Below are 12516 nucleotides of genomic sequence, written 5' to 3'. Positions count from 1 at the left end.
TCGCGGGAATCAGCACTCAATCGCGTTGACTGCCAGCCCACCTCGCGAGGTTTCCTTGTACTTGTCCTGCATGTCAGCACCGGTATCGCGCATGGTACGGATCGCCTTGTCGAGGGAGATGAAGTGCTCTCCATCTCCACGCAGAGCCATTTGCGCCGCATTGATGGCTTTCACGGAGGCAATGGCATTACGCTCTATACAAGGCACCTGCACCAGCCCCCCCACCGGATCGCAAGTCAGCCCCAGGTTGTGCTCCAGTCCGATCTCAGCAGCATTCTCGCCGTCGCCAACTCCATCCTCCACCTGTGCACCCGAGCCCCCCTTCACCACGGTGAGCCCGGCGCCCGCCATGGCACAGGCCGACCCTACTTCGCCCTGGCAGCCGACTTCGGCACCGGAAATCGATGCGTTCTTCTTGCATAGAATACCGACGGCACCCGCGGTCAGCAGAAAATCCACGACATCTCGCTCAGTCGCCCCGGTTTGGAACTTCATGTAGTAGTGCAATACCGCAGGCACGATACCGGCCGCTCCGTTAGTGGGAGCAGTGACCATCCGTCCTCCTGCAGCATTCTCTTCGTTGACCGCCAACGCGAAGACGTTGACCCAGTCCATCGCCGAAAACGTCGATGCAATCAGGCTGGTACTGTCTTCCATCGCTATCAGGCGGCGATGCAAGGCAGCAGCACGACGCTTGACGTTCAAGCCACCCGGTAACACGCCCTCGGTCTCGATTCCCGTGTTCACACACGCCTGCATGGCTTCCCAGATACGCCACAATGCCTGGCGAATATCGGCTTCATCGCGCCAGGCCTTTTCGTTTTCAAGCATCAGTTCGCTGATGCGCATGTCATGCATCCGACACAAGGCCAACAATTCGGCAGCCGAGTTGAAATCGTAAGGCAAGCACGTCTCATCGGTGTCCAAACTACCTGCCTGGGCCTGGCCTTCATCGACCACGAAACCACCGCCGATCGAATAGTAGGTATTGTGATATAGGGGGCGATCATACCCGTGAGCGATCAATCGTAATGCGTTGGGGTGATGTGGAAGGTTTTCGTCATGCCATTGCATGTCATTGGCCCACTGGAACGGAACGGCCACCCGGTTATCGAGCCATAACGTATTGGTCGCCAGCAACGCCTCGATACGAGGCGACATGACGGTAGGGTCAATATGAGCAGGACACTCCCCCATCAGCCCCATGATCACGGCACGATCCGTGCCATGACCAACCCCCGTGGCGGACAACGAGCCATACAATTGCACTTCGATACGCGCCACGCGCTCCAGCGACTGCTGCTGTCGCAATGTCTCGACAAAGTCATGGGCCGCTTGCATGGGGCCTACGGTATGAGAACTGGACGGCCCCACTCCAATCTTGAACAAGTCGAATACACTAATGGCCATTGTCGTTCGCCTCATCACGGTAGCGTGGCGGTTGGTAGCTATCACATCAATTTCACTAAACTCGCTATCAAGCGATGACATGATGTATCGTCGGGGAATAGGGTGGTTGAGTGCCCTGCGGGAAACAACCGAGAAAATTTGCTCTTGGCTTTAGTATAACTAAATCATGACACCTCCTCTGAATGCTCAAACCCATGCTTGGCTGAAAATATTCGCGGTCAGCGCACGCCACTTGTCGTTCACGCGGGCCGGCGAAGAGCTGCATGTCACGACAGGCGCCATCAGTCAGCAAATCAAACAATTGGAAGACCGCCTGGGATTCAAGCTGTTCCGGCGGCTCCCACGACAGCTCGAGTTGACCGAGGAGGGACGACGCCTGGCTGCCGTCGTTGACGAAGCGTATCAATCGGTGGGCATGGAGGTACGGCGATTGCGCAGTGGCGTCATGAGTGGCACCCTACGGCTCCGCTCGGTTCCCTCCTTCCTGGCTAAATGGCTAATGCCTCGTCTGCCGCGCTTACAAGCACGTTTCCCCGACATCGAGCTACAGGTCGTCGCCGAAGACAGCAATATTTCGTTGCGGGATGGGGAATTCGACCTGGCCCTGGATCTCAATGACGGCCATTATCCGGGGCTGAACATTACACCGTTGATGGATGAGGTGATATTTCCGGTCTGCTCGCCCGGTCTACTGCGTGGCAAGCCACCGCTGCAACGCCCCGAAGATCTTGCCTGGTACCCGTTGCTCCATGATGTCACCGCCTGGCGTGGCAGCCATGACCACGCCGAGTGGGAACACTATCTCAAGGCGATTAGTGCTCCACATATCAATGTGCGACGCGGCTATACATTCAACCGCAACCAACTCACCATGGAAGCCGCCATTGCCGGCATGGGGGTCGCGATCGCTCGCCAGACGCTCATCACCGATGAACTCAAGACCGGCGTCCTGATTTCACCATTTACCGAGCGGGTCGCCACCGGCAAACGTTATGGAATTGTTCATACCCAGGGCGCCTTGGACGACCGTCGGGTCAAGGGCGTGCATGACTGGCTGGTCGAAGAGGCGCAGCGGGCATCGGGCAGCTGCAGGATAACGACGTTCCCGCTAGCGAGCCCAAATGAGGAACGCTAGAATGGCCCACTTCGTTTGACGCATTACCGATAGGGAAATCTTCATGCCCCCCTCTGCTAGCATCAGTTTTCGGGCGACTTGCCTGCGAGCCCTCATATACATTCTACTGACCGGCGCTTTGATGCAGGGCGTCTACTATGAAGCGCTATACCTCCCTGACACTCGATTTACCGAGCGGGGCTTTACCGAACTGGCACAGTCGCTACTTTTGGCACTCGCTTCTGCATTACTGATTTACGCCCGGTATGGGGTCAAGCGCATGCCTCAGGTCACACTGCTGATGTTCGGCTTCCTCTTCTCGTCCTTCATCCGCGAACAGGACTCCTATCTCGACACCTATGTCTTTGACGGTGCATGGCAAGTCCTGGTCACATTCGTCGTGCTGCCCTGCCTCATTCAGGTCATTCGTCGACGCCACGATTTCGTACGCGAATTCGAATGTTACTCCAACACCTTCTCCTTCGGCCTGTTCGCCGCCGGCTTCTTGACGACCTATGCCTTTTCGCGGCTTTACGGGCGCAGCGAAGTATGGATGGCGATCCTGGGCGATCACTACGCCCGGACATTCAAGGATGCCGCCGAAGAAGTAACGGAGCTATTCGGCTACGCGCTGCTGCTGTTCGCCGTCATTGAACTGGTATTACTGGCCAGACGCTGGCGAGTCAGCCGCAACGCCTCCGCCCCCCAGACATGAAAAAGCCCACCGCAACGGTGGGCCTGGTATCAGTCGGTTTGAAGCCATTATTCGTCGAGGAACGAACGCAGTGATTCGGAACGCGACGGATGGCGGAGCTTGCGCAATGCCTTGGCTTCGATCTGGCGAATCCGTTCGCGTGTGACATCGAACTGCTTGCCAACCTCTTCAAGCGTATGGTCGGTATTCATATCGATGCCGAAGCGCATCCGCAGAACCTTGGCTTCACGGGCCGTCAGCCCACCCAGCACGTTACGCGTCGCTTCGATCAACCCTTCGCCGGTTGCCGAATCGACCGGCAGCAGCATGGTGCCATCCTCGATGAAGTCGCCAAGGTGTGAATCATCGTCATCACCGATCGGCGTTTCCATGGAGATCGGCTCCTTGGCAATCTTGAGGACCTTGCGCACCTTGTCTTCGGGCATTTCCAGACGTTCACCAAGCTCCTCGGGTGTCGGTTCACGACCCATCTCCTGCAGCATCTGACGGGAGACACGGTTGAGCTTGTTGATCGTTTCGATCATGTGCACCGGGATACGGATAGTGCGCGCCTGGTCAGCGATCGAGCGCGTGATTGCCTGCCGGATCCACCAAGTGGCGTAGGTCGAGAACTTGTAGCCGCGGCGGTATTCGAACTTGTCCACCGCTTTCATCAGGCCGATGTTGCCTTCCTGAATCAGATCCAGGAACTGCAATCCACGATTGGTATATTTCTTGGCAATCGAGATCACCAAACGCAGGTTCGCCTCTACCATTTCCTTCTTGGCACGGCGAGCCTTGGCCTCCCCGATCGACATTTTTCGATTGACTTCTTTCAGATCGCCGACCGGCAACTGAACCATGTCTTCCTCGAACGCGATCTTACGCTGTGCGCGGGCCACATCGCCACGGTAAGGCTCCAGGCGTTCAGAGTACTTGGCATTGGCGCTCAGGAATTCATCGAACCATGCCGTGCGGGATTCGTTGCCCGGAAACGACTTGATGAACGTCTTACGCGGCACCTTGCCTCGCTTGACGAGAATCTGCATGATCGATTTTTCCTGGACACGCACCTGCTCGATACTTATCCGAACCTGATTCACCAAGCGTTCGAAATGTTTGGGTACCAGCTTGATCGGCGAGAACAGCTCGGCCAGCCTGGCCTGCTCTTCGCTGACTTCCCGAGAACCGCGACCGTGGGTTTCGAGCGCCTCGTTGACGCGCTGGTTCTGAGTACGAATCTGCTCGAAGCGGGCTCGTGCCTCTTCGGGATCCGGGCCACCTTCACCACCGGCAGCTTCGTCATCGTCGTCTTCCGTTTCGGCCTCGGTCTCTGCATCGGCAACGAGCTCCTCATCAACCTCGGGAGCCGCGACTTCTGCTTCCGCCACACCGGGGATACCTTCATCCGGATCGATGAAACCGGAGAACAGGTCCGACAGCCGGCCCGGCGCCTCTTCGTCCTGGGTATTGTCGTAAGCCTCCAGAATGGAGTCGACGGCGCCCGGCAAATACGCCAAGGCCGACATCACTTCGCGGGTGCCTTCCTCGATCCGCTTGGCGATCTCGATTTCACCTTCACGCGTCAGCAGCTCGACGGTCCCCATTTCCCGCATGTACATGCGCACAGGATCCGTGGTGCGGCCAACGTCACTCTCGACCGCAGCGAGCGCCGCCACTGCTTCTTCGGCAGCATGCTCGTCGGCGGAGTGATCGGCCATCATCAACGTATCTTCATCAGGGGCTTCCTCAACGACATTGATCCCCATGTCGTTGATCATACCGATGATGTCTTCCACTTGTTCCGGGTCAGCGATATCCTCGGGAAGGTGATCGTTAACCTCTGCATAGGTCAGGAAGCCTTGTTCCTTGCCTCTCGCGATCAGCTCCTTCAGACGTGACTGCTGCTGCGCATTTCCAGCCATAGAAACCCTATCTAGACGAAGAAGAATGAAGCACCCAAACGTTTAGGCGGCAAAATTCCATAAAGCCGAACAGTATAGCGGTTCTCCCCAAGGGGCCGCCAGTTTTCCCATTTGCGCTTACGTTAAGGTGTGTTAGTTTGTCCGGTTGTACTGCCTTGGGGTATAGAATGCTTGCCTCTTAGATGGTGATATTAGGCAATAATTCAACCCCAACGCCAATACAGAACCATTCACGCCACACGTGGCGTACCGTCCCTGTGTTATCGCGCCAGAGAGCTCAACAGCTCTCGCAGGCGAATCTTTTCACTTTGCGACAGGCGCTCGCCGCTACGCTCCTTGGCCAGCAAGGCATCGACTTCCCCCTGTGGCGACTCCCGCGATACCCGCTCCTGAAAATAGCTCACCAGCTCATGCAACACGGCGGCTCTATCGGCCGGCTTGATGGGAAGTTCTCGTCTGGCCAGTTCCGCTAGCCGCTGGCCATCGGCCGTACCATGAAAATGCGCCAGTAGAACCTGAGAGCTGCGGTAGCGACCCGCCCGGACCAGCTCCACAACCGATACGCACAGGGACGTATCCGGATCCTGGTCATCGCACCAGTCGAACGATGCCGGCAGTTGCTCGACCAAACGTGGTTCACGCAAGATCAGTTGCAACACGCGCGCCATATTGGCCAACGCCACTCGCGAATCACCACGCTGGCGACCTGGCCTGGCCGGCGGTATCGAACCGTCATCCATTGCACGAACATCGTCATGCCCCACCTCGTCATCCTGCGAGGCAAAAGGTGGGGCAGCATTGCTACGCGACAATAGCGTTTCGAACCTGGCCCTCTCGACACCGGTGCGCGAAGCCAACTCACTCAGCATCAAGGATTTCAAGACACCCTCAGGCAGACGCTCCAGTGCTTGCAGCACCTGGCTGGCATAGCGTTCACGAGCTTCGATACTGTTCAGGTCACGTCCGCTGGCCGCTTGCTCGAAGAGAAACTCCGATAACGGACTGGCACACGTGACACGATCCTGGAACGCCGCCTCCCCTTCACGACGCACCAGGCTATCCGGATCCTCACCCTCCGGCAGAAACAGGAAACGTGCCTGTCGACCATCGATCATCGAAGGCAGGACTGTCTCCAACGCCCGCGTGGCAGCCTGACGGCCCGCACGGTCGCCGTCGAAGCAGAACACCACCTCATCGACCAGTCGGAACAATCGCTGTAGATGCTCTTCGCTGGTGGATGTCCCGAGCGTGGCCACCGCGTTGCGGATGCCAAACTGCGCCAGAGCCACGACATCCATGTAGCCTTCGACGATCAACAACCTGTCGAGACGCCGGTTCGCCTGGCGGGCTTCGTAGAGGCCGTACAGTTCGCGCCCTTTGTGAAACACCGGGGTTTCAGGCGAATTGAGATACTTGGGTTTAGCGTCCCCCAGGACCCGGCCACCGAAAGCAATCGTACGGCCCTTGATGTCACGAATCGGGAATATCACCCGGTCGCGAAAGCGGTCATAGCGACGACCACTATCCTCACGGTGTATCAGCAGACCGTATTCGACCTGCACGGCTTCGGATACGCCCCGCTCCGTCAAGTGATGCGTCAACGCTTCCCAACTGTCGGGCGCATACCCGATGGCAAAATCTTCCTGTATTTCCGGCGAGAGGCCTCGACGCTCCAGATATTGGCGTGCCGATTCCCCCTCGGGCATCTTGAGACGCTCACGAAAGAATTTTGCCGCCAGTTCAAGGAGATTGACACCTTCCCGCTGTTTTCTCTCGCGCGCCTGTACACGAGGGTCATCATCCCCTTCCCGCGGCACGGCAAGGCCTTGCCTGGCTGCCAACGACTCCACGGCTTCCGGAAAGCCGAGGTTGTCGTAATCCATTAGAAAACGCAGCGCATTACCGTGTGCGCCACAGCCAAAGCAGTGATAGAACTGCTTGTCCGGACTCACGGTAAACGAGGGCGACTTTTCCTGATGAAAGGGGCACAGCCCCATATAATCGCGTCCTCCTTTTTTCAGTTGCACCCGTTCTCCCACTACCTCGACCACATCGGCGCGAGCCAGGAGATCATCGATAAAACGTTGCGGGATCTGACCCATGGGGCTAACTGAACCTCGGAAGACGGACGAAGCGATGCCGGGAACGACGCAAACACGAGCGGCCACCTTATGGCAGCCGCTCGGAATCCCTCTCGAAACAGCCGATTGGATGCGTCGACTGTTTTCAGTACGGATCAGTAAAGCCGTTCGAAACGCTTACGCTCACGCTGGAGCTTCTTGGCGTGGCGCTTCACAGCTGCTGCCGCTTTACGCTTGCGTTCCGCAGTCGGCTTTTCATAGTGCTCACGACGACGCACTTCGGACAATACACCGGCCTTTTCACAGGAACGCTTGAAACGACGCAGCGCAACGTCAAACGGTTCGTTATCACGTACTTTGACAGAAGGCATTAAGCAATCACCTACCTTGAAATCATGAGTTCGGTTTGAACGCACGCCTGGAGAGCTTCCCAATGCACGATATAGCAATAAACTCATGCCGATGCAGCTATCGCCACATCGCTGATGTTTCGAACTAATAGAGTAGGGGAACTCAGGCGCACGACCCAGTCGTACAGCGCACAATATTCTAGCCCCTCTCCCGCATGTATGCAAACTGATGATGTCATGCCTCTGCCAAAAACGCTGCAAAAAGGCGTAGAATACGAGAGCTTTACCACCGCCGAGACTATCTTATTATGCGTGTTCTGGGGATCGAAACGTCATGTGACGAAACCGGTGTCGCTCTCTATGACACCGACGCAGGCCTGCTGGCCGATGCGCTTTACAGCCAAGTGGCGATGCATGCCGATTTTGGCGGCGTCGTGCCGGAACTGGCATCACGCGACCACACCCGTAAATTGCTTCCCCTGGTCGACGAAGTACTGGGTCAGGCGGCGCACGAACGCAGCGACCTGGATGCCATTGCCTATACCGCTGGGCCCGGGCTAGTCGGTGCCTTGATGGTCGGTGCCGCGACGGCTCATGGTATGGCAAAAGGTCTGGGCATACCGGTACTGGGCGTCCATCATATGGAAGGCCATCTAATGGCGCCCATGCTGGAAGGCGATCGGTTGGATTTCCCGTTCGTCGCATTACTGGTTTCCGGCGGCCATACGCAATTGGTGGCGGTAAGCGGCCTGGGCGATTATCGGTTGCTGGGTGAGTCGGTAGACGATGCGGCCGGCGAGGCATTCGATAAGGCGGCCAAGATGCTCGAACTCGATTATCCAGGCGGCCCCGCCATCGCGCGATTGGCCGAACAGGGTAACCCGGAACGCTTCCGGTTTCCTCGCCCGATGACCGACCGTCCCGGACTGGATTTCAGTTTCTCGGGGCTCAAGACCCATACCCTGACCACCGCCAATGCCCTGCGGGATGCCGAGGCGCTGGACACGCAAGCGCGGGCGGACATCGCCAGGGCCTTCGAAGAGGCGGTGGTGGATACGCTGGTCATCAAGTGCCGTCGAGCCCTGGATGATACTGGCCTCAAGCGCCTGGTCGTCGCAGGTGGTGTCAGCGCCAATGCCCGCCTTCGCCAACGCCTCGACGAAGCGGTCACCAAACGACAGGCCAGAGCGTACTATCCACGCAATCGCTTCTGTACCGACAACGGCGCCATGATCGCTTATGCCGGTGCCCAACGTCTGCTGGCTGGAGAACGCGATGGAAGCGCCATGCTCGCCCTGCCGCGCTGGCCTCTCACCGATCTTCATCCTCCAACGAGCTGACATTGCCGTTGGGCGGCTCGATCAGCGTGGTTTCCGCCCCACGGCTCAGCCGGTGAATGTTCCAAACATGGCGTCCCAGCACCAACAGTGCAAACCCCAGAATCACCAGCACGTAATCAGGGGCCAGCCAGAAGCTGAGCAAGGGTGCCATCATGGCGCTGGCCAATGATGCCACGGCCGCCGTACGCACACGCCAGGCCAGCACGACCCAGCACAAGGCACAGCACAAGGCGACCAGTGGAGCCAATACCAGTAAGACACCGAAGGCGCTGGCCACGGACTTGCCACCTCGAAACCGGTGCCACAGTGGGTAACTGTGCCCCAGCAATATACTGAGACCTACCAGTCCCTGTGCCCAAGGTGACCATCCCACGGCCTTGGTCAGCCATAACACCGGCATCCCCTTCAGTGCATCGAGAACCAGGGTCGCCAATGCCAAGTGCTTGCCATACAAGCGCAAGACATTGGAAAAGCCTGGATTACGGGATCCGCGGTAGCGTGGGTCTCCAACACCGGCCAGCCGGCACATGCTGATGGCACTGAGCCACGAACCGCATAGGTACCCCAGCACCACCAAGGCAGCCAGCCACGAATAAGATACGGCAAACGTCATGTGGAGTTTCCTGGGAGCGGGGCCATTACCCCATGATTCTGATACCCGACTCACGTACAATTCAAAGCCGACTCTTCACCCTCGATTCGACAAGGAACACGCTTCATGGATCGCGTACTGATCGAGGCACTTGGCGTGGAAACCGTGATCGGTGTTTACGACTGGGAACGCAATATTCGTCAACGCCTGGTGCTCGACCTGGAAATGGCAACCGACATAACGAGTGCCGCAACCACCGATGATCTGGACAAGACATTGAACTACGCTGCAATCAGCGAGCATATCACTCGTTTTGCCGATTCTCACTCCTTCAGCCTGGTCGAGACCTTTGCCGAACGGTTATGCGAGACCTTACGCCAGGAATACGACATTGAGTGGCTACGCCTGACAGTGCGCAAGCCCGGCGCCATTGCCAACGCCGATGCCGTTGGCGTACGCATCGAACGCGGAAAACCTCTATGAAGCAAGTGACCGTCAGCATAGGAAGCAACATCGAGCGCGAGCGGCATATTCGCGCATGTCTCGATGCCCTACAGGCCAATTTCGGCACTCCCGATGTGTCACGTGTGTTCGAAAGCGAACCGGTGGGATTCGAAGATGGGCGTAATTTCTACAACCTGATCGCTGTCTTTCACACGGCCTTGAGTGTGGGACAGCTGCAATCCTGGTGCAAACAGCTCGAATACGCCAATGGACGGCGCAAGGACAGTCCTAAATTCAGTCCTCGGACGCTGGACATCGACCTGTTGACTGTCGATGGCCTGATCGGCAATGTCGACGGCGTCACACTGCCGCGTGACGAAATCACATTTCACGCCTTCGTTCTGCTGCCCATGGCGGAACTGATTCCCGAACAACGCCACCCTCTCGATGGTCGGACCTACGCCGAAATGTGGGCCGATTTTCCCCGGACGTCCCAGCGTCTGTGGCCAGTGGACTTCACATGGCAAGGTCGACAGATCTCGCATGCCGATACGCCCGAGTAACGCCAAGGGTCACCCGGAAGGCTCACGATCGCGGGCATGCAGGGCCTCATCGATAGCCGCTCGACGGCGCTCGGCCAGAGCGTCACCGAGGGCCTTCCCCTTGTACCCCGCCTCGACCAGGTCGCGCGGCTGGATCTGGAGGGCATGCGCCCAAGCATTAGAAAGCACTTGGGCCAGGTGCTCATCGGTCAGGTGGATAAGGCGCAGTTGGGGAGCGACACGCTCACCGCGACGCCAGGCATCGATATCGTTCAGCCATTGAAACACCGCATGAGCGTCAGGCAGTGCCGTCCCTGATGCATGCCTGAAGCGGCGGGTCAATGCTGCCAAGCTCGCCTGATCGGCATAGGCATTCGGTACCCGCAAGCGCTGTTGCAATGATTGGCGCACGTCATCATCCAGATGCTCGCACAGTCTGGCCCAACGCCAGCGCTTCACGCCATCGTCATCCGAGTCGTCCAGCTCGGGAAGATGAAGCATCCGTGCGAGCGCGTCTTCCAGATGCATGGACTCGGCGGTCAGTTCGGGCATCAGCTCAGACAAGGCATGACAATCCATCAGCGCCTGAAAATACGCATGGGGCGAGAGTTCACCCAATGCCTTGTCAGTCTCTGTCCAGACACGCTCGGCCACCAGGTATGCCATTTCTCCATTGGCAACCAGTTCGCGCATCAACGCCAATGTATCAACCGCAATGGAAAATCCCATATGCCGATAGCGAGCCAGGAAACGTGCCGTCCGCAGGACCCGTAGAGGATCCTCGACGAATGCCGGCGACACATGACGCAACACCTTGTGCTGCAGGTCAGCCAACCCGCCGTATGGGTCAATCAAGGTGCCATCAGGGGTTTCGGCCATGGCATTGCAGGTCAAGTCGCGTCGACGTAGATCATCTTCGAGCGTCACATCAGGACTCGCCTGAACCTGGAATCCGGTATAGCCACGACCCTGCTTGCGCTCGGTACGCGCCAGCGCATACTCCTCATGCGTTTCGGGATGCAGGAACACCGGAAAATCACGACCAACCGGCTTGAAACCACGGCGCTCCATCATCTTGGGCGTTGCACCGACGACGACCCAGTCGTTGTCATAGACCGGCCATCCGAGATGTTTGTCGCGCACCGCGCCGCCTACACGATACACATCGAGTCCCGCCATGCGATCGTTCATACTCACCCGTCCGTCAGTTTGCGCCTGGTCGACTCGGCACACTGACACGCTGGCCAGTGTCCAGGTTCAATGCCGTCAAACGACCTCCCCAGACACATCCGGTATCCAGTGCTTCGGCATTCACCCGACTACCCGGTGTCCGCCCTTCCAGCGCCGCCCAATGGCCGAACAGGATATGCGGGTCGTCATGACGAGGAAAAGTGAACCAGGGCGCATAGCCTGCCGGCACTGAGTCAAGCCCTTCCTTGGCGGTAAAATCAAGCAGACCTTCCGAGTTGATAAAGCGCATGCGTGTCAATGTGTTGACGATTACCCGGAGCCGCTCGATACCCTCCAGGTCGTCGCGCCAGATATCCGGCTGGTTACCGTACATCTGCTCCAGAAATGCGCCGCCGTATTGGCCGGTCAGACGATCCTGCACCTCGGAGGCCAATTGGACCGCTTTTTCGACACGCCATTGAGGCGGCAGTCCGGCATGGGCCATGACCTCGTTACCATTCGTGACGATCAACGGTTGGGCTTGCAACCAATCAAGCAGTCGTTCGCGATCCGGCGCTTCGAGTACCGGTACCAGGGTGTCCTTGCGTTTGAGTTCCGAGCGTCCACGAGCCACTGCCAGCAAGTGCAGATCGTGGTTGCCCAGTACCACCCGCGCCGCATCACCAAGCTGGTAGACCCGGCGCAGACACGCCAGCGATCCGGGCCCTCGATTGACCAGATCGCCGACCAGCCATAACGCATCATGGCGAGTATCGAACTCAAGCCGCTCGAGCAATGCCTCGAACTCGTCGTGGCATCCCTGCAGATCACCGACAACGTACGTGGTCATGACA

General features: G+C 58.0%; 12 protein-coding genes. 5 read left to right on the top strand and 7 right to left on the bottom strand.

Features of this window, described 5'->3' with window-relative positions:
- Positions 1-9: 9 nt before the first annotated feature.
- Entirely contained in the window at positions 10-1410 is a 1401-nt protein-coding gene (locus FVV99_RS08270) for an L-serine ammonia-lyase (protein WP_148253560.1), read from the bottom strand.
- A 166-nt stretch (positions 1411-1576) separates the two neighbouring features.
- On the opposite strand from FVV99_RS08270, the gene FVV99_RS08265 reads away from it, so the two are divergent.
- Together FVV99_RS08265 and FVV99_RS08260 are read left to right on the top strand one after the other, a co-directional pair.
- Complete coding sequence (locus tag FVV99_RS08265) at positions 1577-2545, top strand: LysR substrate-binding domain-containing protein (RefSeq protein WP_148253559.1); 969 nt, start codon at positions 1577-1579, stop codon at positions 2543-2545.
- 43 nt (positions 2546-2588) lie between these two features.
- A complete protein-coding gene (locus FVV99_RS08260; RefSeq protein ID WP_148253558.1) occupies positions 2589-3239 on the top strand; it encodes a hypothetical protein in 651 nt (216 codons plus the stop codon).
- 47 nt (positions 3240-3286) lie between these two features.
- Here the strand turns inward: FVV99_RS08260 and rpoD are convergent, their stop codons facing one another.
- The 3 genes from rpoD to rpsU all read right to left on the bottom strand — a co-directional run bounded on the left by rpoD (position 3287) and on the right by rpsU (position 7595).
- Positions 3287-5143 (bottom strand): RNA polymerase sigma factor RpoD, encoded by a 1857-nt coding sequence (gene rpoD, locus FVV99_RS08255; RefSeq protein ID WP_148253557.1) that lies wholly within the window; start codon positions 5141-5143, stop codon positions 3287-3289.
- Positions 5144-5403: 260 nt separating this feature from the next.
- Positions 5404-7245 (bottom strand): DNA primase, encoded by a 1842-nt coding sequence (dnaG, locus tag FVV99_RS08250; RefSeq protein WP_148253556.1) that lies wholly within the window; start codon positions 7243-7245, stop codon positions 5404-5406.
- 134 nt (positions 7246-7379) lie between these two features.
- Complete coding sequence (gene rpsU, locus FVV99_RS08245) at positions 7380-7595, bottom strand: 30S ribosomal protein S21 (protein WP_016416934.1); 216 nt, start codon at positions 7593-7595, stop codon at positions 7380-7382.
- Positions 7596-7882: 287 nt separating this feature from the next.
- Between rpsU and tsaD the strand changes: the two genes are divergently transcribed.
- Entirely contained in the window at positions 7883-8914 is a 1032-nt protein-coding gene (gene tsaD / locus FVV99_RS08240; protein ID WP_148253555.1) for a tRNA (adenosine(37)-N6)-threonylcarbamoyltransferase complex transferase subunit TsaD, read from the top strand.
- Here the strand turns inward: tsaD and plsY are convergent.
- Complete coding sequence (gene plsY / locus FVV99_RS08235) at positions 8886-9527, bottom strand: glycerol-3-phosphate 1-O-acyltransferase PlsY (protein ID WP_148253554.1); 642 nt, start codon at positions 9525-9527, stop codon at positions 8886-8888. The two genes, tsaD and plsY, sit on opposite strands and share 29 nt — an antisense overlap.
- A 105-nt stretch (positions 9528-9632) precedes the next feature.
- Here plsY and folB point away from each other — a divergent pair, with 105 nt between their 5' ends.
- A complete protein-coding gene (gene folB, locus FVV99_RS08230; RefSeq protein ID WP_148253553.1) occupies positions 9633-9989 on the top strand; it encodes a dihydroneopterin aldolase in 357 nt (118 codons plus the stop codon).
- The gene (folK, locus tag FVV99_RS08225) at positions 9986-10513 is read left to right on the top strand and encodes a 2-amino-4-hydroxy-6-hydroxymethyldihydropteridine diphosphokinase (RefSeq protein WP_148253552.1); all 528 of its coding nucleotides are present in this window, start codon (positions 9986-9988) and stop codon (positions 10511-10513) included. The genes folB and folK overlap by 4 nt, the downstream gene beginning before the upstream one ends.
- A gap of 9 nt (positions 10514-10522) precedes the next feature.
- Here the strand turns inward: folK and FVV99_RS08220 are convergent, their stop codons facing one another.
- Positions 10523-11683, bottom strand: coding sequence for a polynucleotide adenylyltransferase (locus FVV99_RS08220; RefSeq protein ID WP_148253551.1), 1161 nt, complete (start codon positions 11681-11683; stop codon positions 10523-10525).
- A 13-nt stretch (positions 11684-11696) separates the two neighbouring features.
- The gene (locus tag FVV99_RS08215; protein WP_148253550.1) at positions 11697-12512 is read right to left on the bottom strand and encodes a symmetrical bis(5'-nucleosyl)-tetraphosphatase; all 816 of its coding nucleotides are present in this window, start codon (positions 12510-12512) and stop codon (positions 11697-11699) included.
- Positions 12513-12516 lie beyond the last annotated feature (4 nt).

It is taken from the genome of Aidingimonas lacisalsi, from assembly GCF_008079445.1.
GTDB classification, from domain to species: Bacteria; Pseudomonadota; Gammaproteobacteria; order Pseudomonadales; family Halomonadaceae; genus Aidingimonas; species Aidingimonas lacisalsi.
This window is presented reverse-complemented; position numbering and strand designations above follow the sequence as displayed.